Here is an 18,532-nt window from a genome sequence, read left to right as displayed (position 1 = left end):
GTTTTTGTTGGGGCGGTGGGGGTTGTTGGGGGTTTTATTTACTTTGTGGGGGGGGGGGGGGGGGGGGGGGCCGCCTTTGTCGGGGGCGGGGGGGCCCCCCCCCCCCCCGCCTCATCACCCGAGTGCGTCGAGGACTGCCCGCGCCGAGGAAGTGCCTGGTAACACGAAAGAGTGAACGGGACCGATCGTCGCTTGTGGACGGAAAGACGTTTGCGCTGGTCACGCGAGATTCGTGGATTTGTTGGTAACGGGTCGGTAACTGCACCCATCCGACTCCCGAGGGGCGGCGAATCCCCAGCAGCAACCTCCCCGTTCACCTCTTGGAGAAGTACCGTCATGAACAAGACCGTCCGCAACACCGTTCTCGCCGTCGGCGCCGTCTCACTCGCCCTGTTCGGCGCGGCCTGCGGCTCGGGTGACATGGCCAGCAGCGGTTCCTCCAGCGCCGCGCCCACCACGACCACCACGCAGTCGTCCGCCGCGATGGCGGACCCGGCCGCGAACCTCGTCGGCCCGGGCTGTGCCGACTACGCGAAGCAGGTTCCGTCCGGTGCGGGTTCCGTGTCCGGCATGGCCGCTGACCCGGTCGCCGTGGCCGCGAGCAACAACCCGCTGCTCACGACGCTGGTCAGCGCCGTGTCGGGCAAGCTCAACCCGAAGGTCAACCTGGTCTCGACGCTCAACGGCGCCGAGTTCACCGTCTTCGCGCCGGTGGACTCCGCGTTCGCGAAGATCGACGCCGCGACGATCGAGAAGCTCAAGACCGACGACGCGCTGCTGACCAAGATCCTGACCTACCACGTCGTCCCCGGCCAGATCACGCCCGACAAGATCGCCGGCGACCAGAAGACCGTGCAGACCGGCACCGTCAAGGTCACCGGTTCCAAGGACGCGCTGAAGGTCAACGACGCCAACGTGATCTGTGGTGGCGTGAAGACCGCGAACGCGACCGTGTACCTCATCGACTCGGTGCTGCTCCCCGCCTGACATCTCCAGGGGTGGCAGTACCGGGACTCCGGGAACCGCGACGGGCTTGCGGTTCCCGGAGTTCTCCCTTTCTCAGGGCCGGGGGAACGTCGAGGACAGCGTGATCGCGCCCGAGGCGTCCCGGACGACGAAGCCGGACGCGTTCGCGCGCAGCACCGAGCTGTTCAGGTTGCAGTGCATGGTGTTCGCGCCGGTACCGAGGAACGAGCCCGCGGACACCTCGCCGCCGTCGGTCCCGGTGACGGCGACCCGGTAGGTCTGCCCGGCGGCGAACCCGTGACCGTCGAGCTTGATCTCGACTCCCCACGTGTGCGGGACGATGGCGGCCTCGGCGGTCACTCCCGGAGCCTGCACGAGCGCGACCGGTTCGAGCGGCACGGCGGGGCGCAGGTACCACCAGGCCGCTCCCGCGACGACCACGGCGGCCGCGGCGGTGAGCAGGACCTTGGTGCGCGTCCGTCGTCCGCGCTGGGCGTCGATCCGCCGCACGACCAGGTCCTCCAGGTGTGCGGGCGCCGTGACGTCGTCGGCGTTCGCGCCGGACAGCGCACGTGCCACGGGGGCCAGTTCCGCGACGGTGGCCCGGCATTCCGCGCAGTCGTCGAGGTGGTCCAGCACCGCCGCGAGCTCGGGCCCCTCGAGGTGGTTCAGGACGTAGGCGCCGAGCAGCTCGGTCCGCCGCCGGTGCACGAAGTCGGTCACCACCGCACCCCCATCTCCTCCATCGCGAGCCGCAGCGCCTTCAACCCGAAGAAGACCCGGCTGCGCAGCGTCACCTGAGAGACGCCCACCTCGGCGGCGACGTCCCGGTAGGACCTTCCGCGCAGGTAAGTCTCCACCAGGGCCACGCGGTGGTTGTCGCTGATCTTCAGCAGCGCCTCCTGCACGAGGCGCTGGTCGAGCACCGAGTCGGCGAAGTCGGAGATGGTGGCGGGCGGGGCGGCCGCCACCGCGTGCAGCCGCCGTTCGTGCCGGGCACGTGCCCTCGTCTCGTCGACGACGACGTTGCGGGCGATGGCGAACAGCCACACGCGCAGGCTCGCCAGCTCCGGGTCGAACCGTCCGGCGGACCGCCAGGCTCTCAGGAACACCTCCTGCACGGCCTCTTCCGCCGCCTGCCCGTCTCCGAGCTGCCGGAGCGCGAAGCGGTAGATCTCCTGGCCATGCGCGGCGTAGACGTCCCGGAGGTCCAGATCCGCCCGCTTGCCGATGATCGCCATGAGCTCCCCGTCGCCGCTCCCTGCAAGCCAGTTCGGCGCCGGGCTCCGGCCGGATGGGTCTGATTTGTTCGGTTCGCGCTTCAACGCGGGCCGTGGACGCGTCGTACACACCCGTGTTCCGCGTTCACAGCCCTTGGGAGAAACCATGCGCATCGCACGCACGACCGCCATCGCCGCGGCGGCAGCACTGTTCGCCGGCGTGCTCGGTGTGGCGCCCGCCTCGGCGTCCCGCGACGACCTCCGCGTCCACCTGCTCACCGGCGACGGCGTGCTCAGCACCCGGACGTGGTCGTCTCCGCTGTTCGCCCAGCACCGGGTCCGCGTCACCGGTCTGAAGGCCCACGACAAGCTGGCGGGCCTCGACGTGCGGCCCGCCACCGGCGTCCTCTACGCGATCGGACGCTCGGGCCAGCTCTACACCCTCGACGCCCGCACCGGCCGCGCCACCGCCGTCGGGTCCCCGGTCGCGCTCGACGGCACGGCGGTCGGGTTCGACTTCAACCCCACCGTGGACCGCATCCGCCTGGTCACCTCGACCGGCCAGAACCTGCGCCTGGTCCCCGACACGGGCGCGCTCGCCGGGACGGACGGCGCCCTCGCCTACGCGCCGGGCGACCGTGCGGCGGGCTCCACGCCCAAGGTGTCCGCGGCCGGGTACACGAACAGCGTCGCCGGCGCGACGTCCACCACGCTCTACGACCTCGACAGCGCCAAGGACTCGCTCGTCACCCAGGGCACGGCCGCCGGCGTCACCCCGGTCGTCTCGCCGAACACCGGCCAGCTCTTCACCGTCGGCAGGCTCGGGCTCGACGTCGACAAGGCCAACGGCTTCGACATCGCGACCGTCGACGGCCGTCACCACGCCCTCGCCGCCGTGCGTCCTGGCCTGTCGCTGCTGGGCGGCTCGGTGCTCGTGAAGATCAACCTGGAGACCGGCCGCGCGTCGGTCGTCGGGCTCGCGGGCGGCGAGGTCGTCGGCCTGGCGTTCGCCCGGTAGCCGGACGCGCCGACGTAGCCTGGGATCGGCACGACTCCCGTGCCGATCCCGGAGCAGGAGGAGCGAGTCGGTGGCCGAGCTGCCCACGGACGAGGAGCTCACCCGTGGTGCCCAGGCCGGTGACGTGGCCGCGCTGGGGGTGTTGCTGGCGCGGCACGAGGCGGGCATGCGGGCGGTGGCGCTGAGCGTCGCCGGGCACGGACCGGACGCCGAGGACGCGGTGCAGGACGCGATGCTCGTCGCGCTCAGCCGCATCGGGGACGTCCGCGACCCGGCCGCCGTCGGTGCCTGGCTGCGGATGATCGTGCGCAACGGGTGCCGCACGAGGGTGCGTTCGGCCGGTCTGTCGCGCCCCCTGACCGAGCCCGTCAGCGACGAGAGTCCGGAGCGGATCGTCGAACGGCACGCGATGAGGGACTGGCTCTGGCACGCGCTGGGCGAGCTCACCCCGGCGCTGCGCATGACCGTGCTGTTGCGGCACTTCAGCAGCGCGAACACCTACGAGCAGATCGCGACTCTCTGCGGCGTGCCCGTGGGCACGGTGCGCAGCCGTCTGAGCCAGGCCCGCGCCAAGCTCGGCGCGGCGCTCGACGCCACCGCGGCCACCGCGCACGACGACGCCGCCGCACTCGCCGCGGCCAGTCGTGCGGAGGGGCTCGAGACCCTCGACGCGATGCACCGGGGCCGGCTCGGCACGCTGATGGCCGAACGGTGGGCGCCCGGCGCCATGCTGTTCGACGGCCGCGACCCGGTGGGAGACCGCGAGTTCCTCGTGCGCGGCGCGGCCTGCGACCTGGAGGCCGGAGTCCGCCAGCGGTTCGCGGACACGGTCGTGGGCCCGGACATCACCATCTGGGAGATGGACATCCTCAACCCCGCCGACGACCCCGAGCACTGCCCGCCCGCCGTGACCTGGGTGATGACCCTGGACGACCGCCGGGTGAGCCAGCTGCGCCTGTTCCACCCCGCCGCCTCGGCGTAGTGGCGGCTGTCACACCTCGCGGATCGAACTTTCGCCCGCTCTCCCCGTCTTGCCGGTGTCATCCACACCGTTCGAATGGAGAGCACCGTGAACCCGTTGGCCGCAGGAACCCACACCACCGAGATCGGCGGGGTGGTCCAGCGCTACCACGTGCACGGCACCGGCCCGGTCTGCCTCACGCACCCCGGTGGACCGGGGGTGTTCTGGGAGTACCTGCGCACGCCCGCTCTGGAAAGCCGCCTCACGATGGTCTACGTGGAGCCGATCGGCACGGGCGGCTCGGGCCGTCTCGACTCGCACCCGCACGGCTACACCCGCGACCGCTACACCGAGGCGCTCCTCGGTCTGCTCGACCACCTCGGACTGGCGTCGGCGCACCTGCTCGGGCACTCCCACGGAGGGTTCGTCGTGCAGCACTTCGCCTTGAAGCACCCGGACCGCGTCACCGGCGTCGTCCTGTACGAGAGCGCGCCGCTGACCGGGCCGGAGCACGTCGCCGAGGCGATGGCCGCGGTGGAGGTCTTCGCCCGCGCGAACGCGGACAACCCCGAACTGCCGTCCGTGCTCGCCTCGTTGCAGGCGACCGGTGCCATCTCCAACGACCAGGAGATGGGGGAGGCCCTTCGCGGACTGCTGCCCGCCTACCTCGCCGACTACTGGGGCAGGGAGGCGGAGTTCGCACCGCTGCGCGCGGCGATCACCGGGTCGCACATCTCGAGCCTCGACGAGCACCTCGTTCCCGAGACCATCGACGACCGGGAGGCGCTGGGCGCTCTCGCGGTGCCCGCCCTGGTGATCGTCGGACGGCACGACGTCGTGTGCGGGGTCCGCTGGGCCGAGGAGCTCGACGAGCTGATCCCGGACTCGCGGCTCGTCGTCCTGGAGAACAGCGGGCACCTCGGTCACGTCGAGGAACCCGCCGCCTTCGCGGACGCGGTCCTGGACTTCGCCGGCAGGTGACCGGCCGGGCGCGGGGTGGACCACCCCGCGCCCGAGTCGTCAGACGGCGGGTGCGGTGAAGACGTGGTCACCGCCGGGCACGTGGAACGACGCCACCCCGGAGCCGTACCCGAGCGGGACGGCCCCGGCCGGAGCCGTCACCGCCGCCGCACTCGACGCCGGCACGCGCACGACGGCCGACGTCCCGGTGGGCACGACGAGGTGGAGCGTGAAGCGCCCTCCCGAGGTGTTCCACTCGCTGAGCGCCGGACCGTACGGCGTGCGGTGCGACGACTTCGCCGACGTGAGCCCACCGCCCGGTTTCGGCGCCACGAGCAACGACCGGAACCCGGGAGAGGCCGGGCTCAGCCCGCCCACGGTGCGGTAGAGGAAGTCGCCGGCCGACCCCATCGCGTAGTGGTTGAACGAGTTCATCCCCGGATCCTGGAACGACCCGTCCGGCCGGATGCCGTCCCACCGCTCCCACACCGTCGTCGCTCCCTTGCCCACCATGTAGCCCCAGCCGGGGTAGTCCGGCTGCGTCAGCACCTGGTAGGCGACGTCGGCCCGTCCGTGGTCGGCCAGCACCTGCAGCAGGTGCGACACCCCGACGAACCCGACCGTCAGGTGGTTGTTCGCGGCGCGCACCCTGGCGACGAGCCTGTCCACCACCGACTGCACCCGGTTCTGGGGGACCAGCCCGAACGCCAGCGCGAGGGCGTGTCCCGTCTGGGTGTTGCCGGAGACCGTGCCGTCCGCGGCCACGAGCCTCGCCGTGAACGCGGCCGAGACCTGGTCGGCGAGCGTGCCGTACGAGGCCGCCTCCGCCGTTCTGCCGATGGCCTGCGCCATCCGCGACACCAGGCGCGCCGACCACGCGAAGTACGCCGTCGAGATGACGTTCCTCGGCGTGTCGTCGTTCACGTTGAGCCAGTCGCCGAACCCGCCGCGGTCGCGGATGAGGTCGGCGTCCGCCGTGGACCGCAGGTGGTCGACCCACTTCGTCATGGCGGCGAAGTTGTCCTCGACCACGCGCAGGTCTCCGTAGCGCTGCCAGAGGGTGTAGGGCACGATCACGCCCGCGTCGCCCCAGGCCGCCGTGCCCGCGCCCATGTTGCTGACGTTGGGCGCGACGTCCGTGAACGCACCGTCGGAGCGTTGGGCGTCGACCATGTCGTCGGTGAACTTGTCGAGGAACGCGGACAGGTCCATGTTGTGCGTGGACGTCGGCGCGAACGACGCGATGTCGCCCGTCCAGCCCAGCCTCTCGTCGCGCTGCGGGCAGTCGGTCGGGACGTAGAGCATGTTCGAGCGTTGTCCCCACACGATGGCGTGCTGCAGCTTGTCGAGCATCGAGTCCGAGGTGTCGAACCCGCCGATCTCCTCGCCGTTCGTCCAGGCCGCCCGCCCGGTGATCGTGTCGAGCGTCGGCGTGCCGGGCAGGCCGGTCACCTCGACGTAGCGGTAGCCGTGGACCGTGAACCTCGGTTCGAACGTCTCGGCCTGGCCCGTGCCCGCGAGCACGACCTGGTCGGTGACCTGGGCCGCCCGCAGGTTCGTGGTGTAGAGCGTGCCGTCGGGGTTGAGGACCTCCGCGTGGCGCAGGGTGATCGTGGTGCCGGCGGGACCCTGCACCCGCAGGCGGTTCCAGCCGGAGAAGTTCTGGCCGAGGTCGAAGACCCACACACCCGGCCTGGGTTGCGTCAACGCCACCGGCCGCAGGTCCTGCTGGACCTTCGTGCCCGCGTCCACCTGCGCGACGAGGTTGGGCGACGCGCCCTGCCGCACCTGTGCGGGACGCCAGCCGCTGTCGTCGAACCCAGGCCCGTCCCAGCCCGGCACCACGAGCCGGGCGTCGAAGTGCTCACCGTGGTAGAGGTCGTCGGCGATGATCGGACTGGCCCGGTACTTCCAGGTCCCGTCCGTCGCAACGGTGTGCGTCGTACCGTCCACATAGGTCAGCAGCAGCTGGGCCGAGTACCACGGCTGCGTGCCGTAGAGCCGGTTGCCGCCGATGCCGAGACTGCCGGAGTACCAGCCGTTGCCGATCCACGCGCCGAGAGCGTTGTCGCCCTGGCGAATTCGGCTCGTGACGTCGTGCACCTTGTACTGCACGCGCTTGTTGTAGTCCGTCCACGCCGGAGCCAGCACGTCCTCGCCGACCTTGGCACCGTTGAGCTGCGTCTCGTGCAGACCGAGCGCGGTGGTGATCAACCGAGCGCTGCGCACGGGCTTGGTCACCGCGAAACCCTTGCGCACCAACGGAGCCGGCTGGGGAACGGTGACCTGGTCACCCCACGGCGCGCCGCCGATGCCGGCGATCGACCGGGCCTGGGGCCATCCGCTGTCGTCGAACCCCGGCTGTTCCCAGCCGTCCGGGGACTGGGTGGACGCCTTCCAGGTCCCGTCCGTCGGCACCACGACGTCACCGGCCGTCAGCTTGGCGACGAGTCCGGCGGGGGAGTCCGAGGTGTTGGCGCTCGCCACCGCGATGGTGTTGGTGCCCGCGCGCAGCCTGCCGGAGAGGTCGACCACGCCGGCCCGTTTCCAGGAGTCCGCGACCTGCGGGCTGGAGTAGATCTTCACGCCGTTGAGCCACACCGTCGCCGTGTCGTCCGCCGTGACGGCGAGCGCGCCCGTCGCCGGAACGGACGGCAGCGTGAACGTCTTGCGGAAGTACCGCGTCATCACCGGAACGCCGCTGGTGGGCGAGCCTTCCGGGAACCAGATCCACGAGGCGCCGTCCAGGCCCTGCCCGGCGGGACCGCCGATGAAGGCCCCGCGCCATTCCGAGCCGACGGTGTAGAGCCCGGTCTCGAACGACGAGACCGCGCTCCCGCCCGCCCGTCCCTGGGCGTCCCAGACGCGCACCCGCCAGTGGTACGCGGTCAGCGACCTCAGCGCCGAACCGCCGTACGCGACGTCGACGGACTGCTCGTCGTGCACCCGCCCGCTGTCCCAGACGTCACCGGTCCCGGCGTCGGCCAGCGCCCGAGTGCTCGCGACCAGCACCTGGTAGCTGCCTTGCCGCTGGCCGGGGGAGGTGAGGGTCCAGCCGAACCGGGGCCGCTTCGCGTCCACGCCGAGCGGGGCGACCCGCCGTTCCGTCGTCATCGAGGCGACGGACAACGGCGAGGCCTCGCCCGGATCGGCCACCGTCACCTGACTGCCCCACGGCTCGGCCCCGTACGCACCGAGGTCCGCGGCCCGAGGCCAGGCACCGTCGGCGAACGAGGGCTTCTCCCAGCCCTCCCCCGCGCTCCGGCCGGCCTTCCAGTTCCCGTCCGTGACGAGGTCGACGGCAGCACCACCCGTGACGATCCGCGCGCGGGCGACGAGCCCCGCCGGGCCGGCGGTGGTGTTGCGCACCGCGACCGCGAGGGTGTTCGTGCCGGTCACGAGAGCGGAACGCAGGTCGACGGAGATCGCACGCTGCCACGAGCTCGAGTAGCGGGCGGACGCGGCGAGCGGTTCGCCGTTGAGCCACACGTCCACCGTGTCGTCGCCGGTGACGAGCAGCCGCGCCTCGCCGACCTGCCCGGCCGGCTGGGTGAAGGTGCGGCGGAAGAAGCGGGTCTCGGCAGGGGCGGAGACCGCCGGGTCGCCCTCGGGGTACCAGATCCAGCGCGCCTCGGAGAGGTCGGCGGGAGCGGCCGCGGCGGGCACCGCGACCACCGTGGCCATGACCAAGAGTGCTGAAACTATTGCGCAGAGTAGTCTTGTGGGAGCGTGCAGCAGGGATCGACTTCGCATCGCGTTCTCCTGGCTGGTGGAGTTCTGACAACGCAGGCGGCCGATTGAAACGTTTCAATTTCACGCTTCACCGACCCTAGGGCTCGGCCGGTTACCTCGTCAATGCACGCCCGTCATCGGGGCGCAACCTCCACGCCGACGGCCGAAGGGATCAGCGCAGCGCCGCCACCAGCTTCGCCGCCGTCACCCGCACCGCCGGTGTGTCGTAGCGGTCGCACTCCGCCAGCGCCCGCACCCGGAACGAACGGGCCTCCGCCGCGTCCCCGGCGGCGTCGGCGAGGGCGGCCAGCCGGTCCAGGACCTCGACGCGCTGGTCGGACAGCCGCACCTCGCCCAGCGCCGCCAGCAGTTGCTCCCGCGCCTCGCCGAGGCGGCCCGCGTCCATCAGCACCAGGCCGCGGTGATGTTGCACGCGGGCGGTGCCGGCGGTGTTGGAGTGCCTGCGGAACAACGACTCCGCCTCGTCGAACAGGTCCAGGGCGGCGATCACCTGGCCCGCGGCGGCCAGGGTCGTGGCGAGCCGGATCAGCAGCATCGACAGCAGTTCGTCGTCGCCGTCCGCCTTGCGGTGCCGGTCGACGCTGCGTTGCTGCACCTCGGCGGCCCCGGGCAGGTCGCCCGCCGTGCGCAGCATGAGGCCCAGCAGGGACAGGGCAAGGTTCTCGCCGATGCGGTAGCCGGCCTGCTCGAACAGGACGACGGACCGGCGGCCCAGAGCGACCGCCGCCCGGGGCTCGCCCAGGCGGCGCCGGATCGCCGAGCCGTAGTAGCAGGTCCACGCCTCGGTGATCGTGTCGGCCGGGAGCGCGGCGGCTTCCTCATGTGCGGTCAGGGCTTCGTTGGGCCGCCCGCACAACGCGTAGAGCGCCCACGAGAGGTAGTTCAGCTGTTCGGCGGCGTCCCTTGCGTTGCCCAGGTGCCTTGCCGCGTCGGCGCCGGCCTGGAACACCTCGCGCCACAGTTCGCCAACGCCGTGCATGTCCGAGTACCAGTGCATCGCCTGCGCCAGGGCGAGAACGCGGTCGTCCTCGCCGGCGTCCACGGCCTCTTTCGCCGCGGTGCGCCAGTTCTCCAGCTCGAGGTCGAGCCAGCGGGAGGCGGAGTCCTTGTCGTGCACCGGGCCCGCTCCTTCGGCCGGGACGTCGTGGTCGAAGAAGCGGGCGGCCCTGGTGGCGGTGTCGAGGAGCCAGTGGCGCAGGCGGGTGCGCGCCTCCTCGACGGCGTCCGGGGTGTCGTCGAGCTCCAGGCGTTCGGCGGCGAAGACGTGCAGGAGGTCGTGGCGGGTGTAGCGGCCCGGCGTCTCGCTGATGCCGAGCAACGAGGCGTCGGCCAGCTCTTCCAGCGCCTCCTCGGCGTCGCCGGTCAGGGCGGAGGCCAGTGCCGCGCTCGCGTCAGGGCTCGGGACCAGCGCGAGTCTGCGGAACAGCGTCGCGGCGTTCGGACTGAGCTGGTGGTAGGAGATCTCGAACGCCGCGCGCACCTGCAGGTCGCCCGCGCGCAGCACGGAGAGGCGGCGTTCCTCGTCCTCCAGTTGCCCGGCGAGGTGGCTGATCGTCCACTGTGGTCTGCTCGTCAGCCGGTTGCCCGCTATCAGCAACGCCAGCGGCATTCCCCCGCAGAGCTCGGCGACGCGCTCGGCCGCTTCCGGTTCGGCCGCCAGGCGTTCGGGGCCGGTGACGGCGCGCAGCAACTCCACGGAACGGTGCAGGGGGAGCAGCTCCAGTGGGAGGCGGTGCCGGGCGTCGAGGCCGGTGAGGGTGCGGCGGCTGGTCAGGAGCACCAGGGTGCCGGGGCTGGAGGCGAGCAGCGGGCGGACCTGCGCCTCGTTCGCCGCGTTGTCGAGGACCAGCAACACCGTGCGGTCGCGCAGCTGGGAGCGGTAGAGCGACAGCAGGTCGTCCGGGTCGGCCGGGATCTGGCGTTCGTCCACCCCGAACGAGCGCAGCAGCCGGTGCGCCGCCTTGTCCGGCGTGAGGGGTTCCGGGTCGGTGCCGCGCAGGTCGAGGAACACGCAGCCGTCGGTGAACCTCGCGCCCAGCCGGTGGCCCGCGTCGACGGCCAGCGCGGTCTTGCCGGAGCCCGGGGCGCCGTGCACCACCGCGATCTGCAGCCGCGAGGACGACGAGGCGTCCTCGGCGAAGCCGTCCAGAAGTCCCTTCTCGGTCTCGCGGCCCGTCAGTTCGAGGAGCACCGGTGGCAACGAGCAGGACGTCGCGAACGGAGCCTCGGGGCGATCCTGGGCCGCGACCACCCGGCTGGCCCTGGCCAGCGCGGTGAACTCCGCCGCCTCCTCGTCGCGCAACCCGAGACCGCCGACCAGCAACTGGACGGTGCGGTACTGCGGGCTGAGCGTGCGGCCGCGTTCCATGTCGCTGATCGCGCGCGTGCTCAGACCGGTGCGGTCCGCCAGTTCTTCCTGTGTCAGCGGAACACGCGATCGGTAGAACCGGAGAAAGTCCCCGAACGCGGTCGTGCTCACTACGCGCCCCCTCTTCGTTCCCTGCGCATCATGCCTCCTGGTAGACGTCCGGCGCAGGGCGGAAGCTGCTTCGCGGAAGCACTTCTGCCGGTGGTTCTGCCGGTTGTTCAGCAAGGTGAACGAAGTTCGCCGTGAATAGCTTCGAAACGTGCCCCTTGCTTCTCCTCAGCGGCTCTCTGCTGCGCTCTGGCCGGCCGCCCTGGTGTGGCTGCTGATCACCTGGTCGGGTCACTACCCGATCGACCTCGACGTGTACCGGCTCGGCGGCCTCGCGTGGCGCGAGGGCCGTCCGCTGTACGCCGGGTTCACCGGCCCGCCGCTCGACCCCGAGCTGCCGTTCACGTACCCGCCGATCGCGGCGGTGTTGTTCAGCGGCCTGGGATTCGTGCCGGGAACGTGGCAGAACCTGCTGGTGGTCGCGTCCGGGTTCGCCGCGCTGACCGCGGTGTGCGTCGCGGTGGCGGCGAAGGTCCGGCCGAGTCTCAAGTGGACCGTCGGCTCGCTCGCGGCGATCGGCGCGCTGGCGCTGGACCCGGTGTGGACGACGTACGGCTACGGTCAGATCAACCTGTTCCTCATGGCACTGGTCGTGACGGACGTCCTGCTGGTGAAGGACAAGCGGTGGCGCGGTGTGCTGATCGGTGTCGCGGCGGCGATCAAGCTGACGCCCGCGATCTTCGTGCTGTACTTCGTCGTCAAGCGCGACTGGCGGGCCGCGATCACCTCGGTGGTGACGTTCGCGGGCCTGGTCGCGGCGGGATTCCTCGTCGCGCCAAAGGATTCGGCGCAGTACTGGCTGCACTCGCTGCTGAACCCCGACCGCATCGGCGACATGTCGTTGTCGACGAACCAGTCGATCCGCGGCCTGCTGCGCGGGTTCGGTCTCTCTCCCGGTGTCGAGACGGTGCTGTGGGCGGTGCTCGCCGCCGTCGTGGTCGCGGGCGCGGTAGTCGTCGCCCGGCGCACCCGCGACGACCTCGTTGCGCTGTTCGTCATCGCGGGTGCCGGACTGCTTGCCTCGCCCGTCTCCTGGCTGCACCACTGGGTGTGGTGCGTGCCGGTACTGGTGTTCCTCGCCCTGCGCGGCAACGCCTGGCCCGCCTTCGCGGCCGTGTTCCTGGTGTTCGTCACGCGGCTGCACGAGTTCGACACCTATGTGTGGCTGACCCTCATCGCGTTGGGGCTGCTGGCTTTCAGGCCGGTGACACGTCCGCCGGCTCGACCCCCTGCCCCCGCGGCGGCTGTCCACCGTGCCACCGCACGGTGACCGCGCGGCCGGTCAGAGCCGGTCGGCGCTCTCGTACAACCTCCGCACGGCGTCGGTGAGCTTCGCCCCGCTGAGGTCCGTCGTGACGAGGTCGCCGTTCATCGTGCCGCGGCTGGTGACCGAGAAGATCGTGCCCTTGCCCGTGGCAGGGTCGAAGTCGCGCAGCCACGGCCCGCCGCTGGAGCCACCGGCGAGATCGCAGTCCGTCTCCCAGGCCGACATCACCGAGTTGACCTCCAACGTCGCCGGGCGCGCGCACGACAGCAGCGCCTCGCCCCGTGCCAGCCGGGACACCGGATAGCCCAGCGCGGTGGCCTCGACCGGCGACGGCACCTCGTCGAACGACACGTCCTGCGACCCCGCCACGTCCTCGACGTGCCGGCCGTCCACCGGGTCGAGCGCGATCACCGCGTCGTCGTCCAGCCCGCTGGTCGGGCCGCTGTACGTGGCGGACCAGGCGAAGGCGCGCGCGGTGAACACCCCGTGCGGCCGTGCCCCGCGGTCGTAGCCGGGCACGAACACCACGTTGAGGATCTTGATCGGGTTGTCCCACCGGTCCAGTCCGCCGTTGACGCAGTGCCCGGCCGTCAGCACGACGTCCTTCGTCGCGCTCGGCACCACCGTGGCGGTGCAGGACTGGTCCTGGCCCAGTGAGTTCGACAGGAACAACCTGCCGACGCCCGGCGCGTTGCCCTCGTACGGCTGGGAGATCTGCTCGGCGGGCGGGAGGTCACCGTCGCCGACGGCCTTCATCCGCTCGGGCGTCCAGTGGGCCAGGGCGGCGGCGCGGTCCCGTTCGGGCACCTTCGTCACCACCTGGTCCGCGGAGGCCTCGGCCGGGGCCGCCACCAGGGCCGCGGCGAGGATCACGCCGGTCGTGCTCAGTGCTTTCCACCTCATGACCAGGGGACGTTCCACTGAGGACGACCGTTGCGCGGAGGCACCCCGCGTGCTCCGAAACCAGCTTTTGGGATGATGTTCGGCGTGCCCGTCAGGGCCGGTGGAGGGATTCCGTGTCCGAACAGCGTGTGCTGAGGTTCGCGCCCCTGGTGCTGTGCCTGTCGCTCGGCGTCTACGCCGCGACGGCGAACTGGGGGATGATCGACCTCAGGGTCTACTGGAGCCTCGCGCCCAACGTGCTGCGCGACCAGCTCTACTCGATCGACATGCCGTTCACGGCCGACTTCCCGCTGCCGTTCACCTACCCGCCGTTCGCCGCGGCGGTGTTCCTGCCGCTCTCCGCGCTGCCGTGGGTCGCCGCGCGGGTCGTCTGGCAGGTGCTGTCGCTGGTCTGCCTGTGGTGGCTCGTCCGCACGGCGCTGAAGCTGCTGGCCGCACGCGGGGAGCAGACGTACGACGGCACGTGGAAGCGCCGCGCCCTGCTGTGGACGGCCGTCGCGCTGTGGTTCGAGCCCGTCCGCAAGACCCTCGACTTCGGCCAGATCAACCTGGTGCTGATCGCCGGGACGTTCGCGGCGATGGTCGCCGTCCGGCAGGCGGTGGCGGGGCTCGGTGTCGGTGTGGCCGCCGGGATGAAGCTGACACCCGCGATCTCCGGCCTGTACTTCCTGGTCACGCGCAGGTGGAAGGCCGCGCTGTGGTCGGTCGCGGGCTTCGCGGTCACCGTGGGGCTGGGTTTCCTGGTGTCCGCCGGGGACTCGTGGCGCTACTGGTTCGAGCTGCTCGGCGCGGCGGACCGGGTCGGGCCGGTGGGCTCGGTGATCAACCAGTCGTTGCGCGGTGCTCTCTCGCGTTCGCTGGGCCACGACGTGGAGACGTCCTGGCCGTGGCTGCTCGCGGTCGTGGTGTCGGCCGTGCTGACCGGGTTCGCGCTCAGGGCCGCCGTGCGCGCGAACGACACGGTGGCCGCCGTGGTCACCGTGCAGCTGTTCGGGTTGCTCGTCTCGCCGATCTCGTGGAGCCACCACTGGTTGTGGGTGATCCCGCTGGTCCTGTGGCTGGTGTACGGACGCCGCAACGTTGCGCTGGCGGCGGTGTGGACGGTCGCGGTCTGCTCGGACGTCATCACGATCCTGATCGACCTGCAACCGTCCATCTGGGAGATCCCGAGGCCGTGGCCGCTCGCCGCGCTGGGCTGGGTCTACCCGGCACTCGCACTGGTCACGCTGGGCATGATCGCGTGGTCGTGCAGGTCGTCGAGGTCCCACTCCGGCAACGGGTCGGCGAACGTCCGCCACACCTCGGGCCCGGCCGCGAGCTCGGAGTCGGACAGCAGCGCGGGGTCCAAGCGCTGAGCCGGCTCCGTCACGTCGAGGTCGACCCCGATGAACACCAGCTCCTGGCGGGCGACGGGCTCGTCGAGCAGCTGGCCGGGTTCGATGACGAGGTTCGGCCCCGCCTGCGACCACACGGCCAGCACGTCCGGCCGGGACGCGATGTGGCAGAAACCCTTGCTGCGCAACACACCTTCCCAGTCGCTCAGCGCCTCGGCGAGCCGGGCGGGGTGGAACGGCCGTGACGCGCGGTAGGTGACCGACCTGATCCCGTACTCCTCGGTCTCCGGCGTGTGCCCGCCCGCGAGCTCGGCGGCCCAGCCCGGTGCCTGCGCGGCGGTGACCGGGTCGTAGAGACCGGTGTCGAACACGTCCGAGAGGTCGACGGCACCCCGGCGCGTGTGCAACAGCCGGGCGGACGGGTTGAGCCGCCGCAGCACGGCGTCGAGCCGCGGGAGGTCCTCTGCGAGGTCGGTCTTGTTCACGACCAGCACGTTCGCGAACTCCACCTGGTCGACGAGCAGGTCCGAGACGTCGCCCGCGGCCAGTTCGCGCAGGAAGCCCGAGGCGTCGACCAGCGTCACCATCGTGTCGAGCCGCGCGTGGTCGGAGAGGCTCGTGCCGTCGGGGAACGTCCACTCGAACGTCGCCGCCACCGGCATCGGCTCGGAGACGCCCGTCGACTCGACCAGGATCGTGTCGAACCGGCCCGAGCGCGCCAGCTCGCCGACGCTGTCCAGCAGGTCCTCGCGCAACGTGCAGCAGATGCAGCCGTTGGTCAGCTCGACGAGCCGTTCGGTGCTGCGGTCTACGAGCGCCGCGTCGATGTTGACCTCGCTCATGTCGTTCACGATCACCGCCACCCGGCGGCCCTCGCGGCCCGCGAGCACGTGGTTGAGCAGCGTTGTCTTGCCGGCGCCGAGGAAGCCGGACAGCACGGTCACGGGGGTGCGCATCAGAGTTCCATCTCCTCGTGCCAGTCGGCGAACGGGTCGGCGAAGTCGAGCTCGGTGATCAGGCCGAGCTCCTCGTCGGTGACGAGGGCCGACCGGAGTGCCGCGGTGATCCCGGCGGCGTCGGCGGACCGGGTGATCACGACGACCTCCTGGTCGCGGTCGCCCTCCCAGGGCCCCAGGTTGCCCACCCGCAGCCCGGCACCCGCGGACTCGAGCCACAGCGCGTCGTCGGGCTGGCTCGCCACCCACACCCGGCCGCGCACGCGCACCACGCCGTCGAGCAGCACGTCGATGCAGTCGTGCAGCCGCATCGGGTGGAACGGGCGGCGGTCGGTGAAGTGCACGACGGACACGCCGTGCGCCGGTTCCAGCGACGGGCGCCCGAACAGCAGCGACCCGAAACCGTCGTCGACCTCGCCGCGCCGGGAGGTGGCGGGGATCGCACCGAGCAACGCGACGACGTCGAGGTCGTGCAGGAGCCGGCGCGGCGCGTGCGGGGTGAGGCGGTCGAGCACGGCGGTCAGCACCGGGTCGGCGGGACCGGTCAGCACCAGGGCGTCCGCGAACTCCGCCTGGCCGACGACGACCTGCGCGACGGTCCGCTCGTCGCCCTCGGCCGCGCGCATGCCCCGGTCCGCGAGCGAGTCGGCGCCGGTCGCGTCGTCGAGCCAGGTCGCGGTGTCGATCACCGTGACCACCGCCTCGACCTCCACCTCGGTCTCGCTCAGCGCGAAGCAGACGGCCTCGGGTTCGAGCATCGGGTCGAGCTGCACGATCACGCGCCCGTCGATCCCCTCGAGCAACGGGATCAGGTCCAGCCGCAACGTGCACGAGACGCACCCGTGCGCGAGCTCGAGGACGGTGAGCCGGCCGTCCGCCCAGCGCCGCACCACCCCGTCCGCGAGGCCGCTCAGGTCGTGCCTGACCAGCGACGACTCCGGTGACGCGCGCCAGAGCTCGTCTGCGACGTCGTGGTGGGTGAACCCGGCTACCAATACGACCCGTGCTGCCATGGCCCGCAGCCTACATGACAACGATTATCGTTTCTGAACGGACGTGCCGACGCCGACGTGACATGATCGATCCATGCAGGTCGAGTTCTGGGCTGACGTCATCTGTCCGTGGTGCTACATCGGCAAGGCGCGCTTCGACAAGGCGCTCGCGGGCTTCGAGCACCGCGCCGAGGTGACGGTCGTGCACCGCGCGTTCGAGCTGGATCCGTCCAAGGCCGGCGTCGAGTCCGTGCAGGACATGCTCGCCGCCAAGTTCGGCCCGCGCGCCGCCGAGATGGAGGAGTCCGTCGCGCAGCTCGCGCGCGACGAGGGCCTCGGCTACCGGCTGGACCGCGAGGTCGGCAACACGTTCGACGTGCACCGCCTGCTGCACCTGGCGGGGGAGAAGGGTGTCCAGCCGCAGGTCCTCGACGCCGTGCTGACCGCCAACTTCGCGCACGCGCGGTCGCTGTTCACGCCCGAGTCGCTGTCCGGGATCGCGGTCGAGGCCGGTCTGGACGCCGCCGACGTGAAGACGGTGCTCGAAGACCCCTCCGCCTACGCCGACGAGGTGCGCGCCGACGAGCAGCGCGCCCGTGAGCTCGGTGTCTCCGGCGTGCCGTTCGTGGCCCTCGCCGGACGTCTTGCCGTCGCCGGTGCGCAGCCGGTAGAGCTGTTCGAGCAGGCGCTGACGCAGGCTTGGGAGGCGTGAGATGGACGAGGTGCTTTTGAAGGTCGAGTCGGAGAAGACCTCCGGCGTCGTCGTGCTGCGGGCCGAGGGCGAGGTCGACTCGTACACCGCGGAACTGTTGCGCGACAAGCTCTCCGAGGCGTTCGCCGAGGGAGTCCCCGTCGTGCTGGACCTCAGCGGCGTCGAGTTCTTCGCGTCCGTGGGCCTCTCCGTGCTCGTGGAGTACCACCAGCGCGGCGAGGAGCGCGGCACCGCGTTGAGGCTGGTGTCGCCGCGGGGCAGCGTGCTGCGCGCGCTGAAGGCCACCCTGCTGAACGAGACCCTGGACCTCTACCTCGACCTGGACGCGGCGCTCCGTGCCTGACCTGCCGTCCCGCCCGCTGCCGGACGGGATCGTGCTGGCCCGCACGACGGTCGTAGTGGCGATCGCGGCGGGCTTGGCCAGCGGCCTCGCCGTCACACTGGCGGGCCAGGGCGAGTTCGGCCTCCTGGTCGGCTGGGACGTCGCGACGCTCGTGTACCTGGTCCGGGCGTGGATGGTCGTCTGGCCGATGGACGCGGAGGAGACCGCGCAGCACGCCGTTCGCAACGACCCCACCCGCCGCGTCACCGAGGTTGTGCTGCTCGTGGCGGCGTTGGCGAGCCTTGTGTCCGTAGGCTTCGTGCTGGCCCGTGCGGCTCACACGAGCGGTGGTTCCGAACTGCTGCGCGTCGGCCTCGGCGTGCTGTCCGTGGTGCTCTCGTGGATGGTCGTGCACACGATCTTCACCCTGCGCTATGCCCGCCTCTACTACTACGGCGCGGACGGCGGCATCGACTTCAACCAGCCCGAACCGCCGGACTACGGCGACTTCGCGTACGTCGCGTTCAGCATCGGCATGACGTTCCAGGTGTCCGACACGAGCCTGTCCGGTCGCGAGATGCGCCGCACGGCCCTGAAGCACGCCCTGCTGTCGTACCTGTTCGGCACCGGCGTGCTGGCGATGACGATCAACCTGGTCGCGAGCATCTCCAGCCAGTGATCAGAGCGTGCTC

15 protein-coding genes and 1 pseudogene are annotated in these 18,532 nt (G+C 71.3%); 9 read left to right on the top strand and 7 right to left on the bottom strand.

Annotated elements, in window-relative coordinates; translation table 11 throughout:
• The first annotated feature begins 336 nt into the window (after nt 1-336).
• Nucleotides 337-987 carry a fasciclin domain-containing protein gene (locus ACWF7A_RS22180; protein ID WP_452252367.1) on the top strand — a complete coding sequence of 217 codons (651 nt, stop codon included), beginning with the start codon at nt 337-339 and terminating at the stop codon, nt 985-987.
• A 72-nt stretch (nt 988-1,059) separates the two neighbouring features.
• Here the strand turns inward: ACWF7A_RS22180 and ACWF7A_RS22175 are convergent, their stop codons facing one another.
• On the bottom strand, nt 1,060-1,689 hold the full coding sequence (locus ACWF7A_RS22175; RefSeq protein ID WP_452252366.1) for an anti-sigma factor family protein: 630 nt from the start codon (nt 1,687-1,689) through the stop codon (nt 1,060-1,062).
• Nucleotides 1,686-2,207, bottom strand: a complete 522-nt coding sequence (locus ACWF7A_RS22170; protein ID WP_452252365.1) for a sigma-70 family RNA polymerase sigma factor — start codon at nt 2,205-2,207, stop codon at nt 1,686-1,688. The genes ACWF7A_RS22175 and ACWF7A_RS22170 overlap by 4 nt, the downstream gene beginning before the upstream one ends.
• 145 nt (nt 2,208-2,352) lie before the next feature.
• Here ACWF7A_RS22170 and ACWF7A_RS22165 point away from each other — a divergent pair, with 145 nt between their 5' ends.
• From ACWF7A_RS22165 to ACWF7A_RS22155, 3 genes are all read left to right on the top strand, one after another.
• Nucleotides 2,353-3,204 carry a DUF4394 domain-containing protein gene (locus ACWF7A_RS22165; RefSeq protein WP_452252364.1) on the top strand — a complete coding sequence of 284 codons (852 nt, stop codon included), beginning with the start codon at nt 2,353-2,355 and terminating at the stop codon, nt 3,202-3,204.
• Between the two features lie 70 nt (nt 3,205-3,274).
• Nucleotides 3,275-4,186, top strand: a complete 912-nt coding sequence (locus tag ACWF7A_RS22160; protein ID WP_452252363.1) for an RNA polymerase sigma factor — start codon at nt 3,275-3,277, stop codon at nt 4,184-4,186.
• A gap of 75 nt (nt 4,187-4,261) precedes the next feature.
• Nucleotides 4,262-5,146, top strand: a complete 885-nt coding sequence (locus tag ACWF7A_RS22155) for an alpha/beta fold hydrolase (protein ID WP_452252362.1) — start codon at nt 4,262-4,264, stop codon at nt 5,144-5,146.
• Nucleotides 5,147-5,185: 39 nt separating this feature from the next.
• On the opposite strand, the gene ACWF7A_RS22150 is transcribed toward ACWF7A_RS22155, so the two are convergent.
• Nucleotides 5,186-8,809, bottom strand: a complete 3,624-nt coding sequence (locus ACWF7A_RS22150; RefSeq protein ID WP_452252361.1) for a family 78 glycoside hydrolase catalytic domain — start codon at nt 8,807-8,809, stop codon at nt 5,186-5,188.
• Between the two features lie 220 nt (nt 8,810-9,029).
• A complete protein-coding gene (locus tag ACWF7A_RS22145) occupies nt 9,030-11,357 on the bottom strand; it encodes a helix-turn-helix domain-containing protein (RefSeq protein ID WP_452252360.1) in 2,328 nt (775 codons plus the stop codon).
• A 148-nt stretch (nt 11,358-11,505) separates the two neighbouring features.
• Here ACWF7A_RS22145 and ACWF7A_RS22140 point away from each other — a divergent pair, with 148 nt between their 5' ends.
• The gene (locus ACWF7A_RS22140; RefSeq protein WP_452252359.1) at nt 11,506-12,624 is read left to right on the top strand and encodes a glycosyltransferase 87 family protein; all 1,119 of its coding nucleotides are present in this window, start codon (nt 11,506-11,508) and stop codon (nt 12,622-12,624) included.
• A 12-nt stretch (nt 12,625-12,636) separates the two neighbouring features.
• Here ACWF7A_RS22140 and ACWF7A_RS22135 read toward each other — a convergent pair whose 3' ends face one another.
• A complete protein-coding gene (locus ACWF7A_RS22135) occupies nt 12,637-13,524 on the bottom strand; it encodes a trypsin-like serine peptidase (protein WP_452252358.1) in 888 nt (295 codons plus the stop codon).
• A 113-nt stretch (nt 13,525-13,637) separates the two neighbouring features.
• On the opposite strand from ACWF7A_RS22135, the pseudogene ACWF7A_RS22130 reads away from it, so the two are divergent.
• A pseudogene (locus ACWF7A_RS22130) lies at nt 13,638-14,735 on the top strand (glycosyltransferase 87 family protein); the annotation flags it as partial.
• Here the strand turns inward: ACWF7A_RS22130 and ACWF7A_RS22125 are convergent.
• Nucleotides 14,726-15,814 (bottom strand): GTP-binding protein, encoded by a 1,089-nt coding sequence (locus tag ACWF7A_RS22125; RefSeq protein WP_452252357.1) that lies wholly within the window; start codon nt 15,812-15,814, stop codon nt 14,726-14,728. The pseudogene ACWF7A_RS22130 and the gene ACWF7A_RS22125 sit on opposite strands and share 10 nt — an antisense overlap.
• Nucleotides 15,814-16,827: a GTP-binding protein gene (locus tag ACWF7A_RS22120; protein ID WP_452252356.1), complete on the bottom strand. Its 1,014-nt coding sequence runs from the start codon at nt 16,825-16,827 to the stop codon at nt 15,814-15,816. The genes ACWF7A_RS22125 and ACWF7A_RS22120 overlap by 1 nt, the downstream gene beginning before the upstream one ends.
• Before the next feature lie 73 nt (nt 16,828-16,900).
• Between ACWF7A_RS22120 and ACWF7A_RS22115 the strand changes: the two genes are divergently transcribed.
• From ACWF7A_RS22115 to ACWF7A_RS22105, 3 genes are read left to right on the top strand one after another with little or no spacing between them, the layout of a single operon-like run.
• Entirely contained in the window at nt 16,901-17,518 is a 618-nt protein-coding gene (locus tag ACWF7A_RS22115) for a DsbA family oxidoreductase (RefSeq protein WP_452252355.1), read from the top strand.
• 1 nt (nt 17,519) lies between these two features.
• Complete coding sequence (locus ACWF7A_RS22110) at nt 17,520-17,861, top strand: STAS domain-containing protein (RefSeq protein WP_452252354.1); 342 nt, start codon at nt 17,520-17,522, stop codon at nt 17,859-17,861.
• Nucleotides 17,854-18,519: a DUF1345 domain-containing protein gene (locus ACWF7A_RS22105; RefSeq protein ID WP_452252353.1), complete on the top strand. Its 666-nt coding sequence runs from the start codon at nt 17,854-17,856 to the stop codon at nt 18,517-18,519. Before ACWF7A_RS22110 ends, ACWF7A_RS22105 begins: the two co-directional genes overlap by 8 nt.
• Nucleotides 18,520-18,532 lie beyond the last annotated feature (13 nt).

The organism is Lentzea sp. NPDC055074 (assembly GCF_053608005.1).
This window is presented reverse-complemented; position numbering and strand designations above follow the sequence as displayed.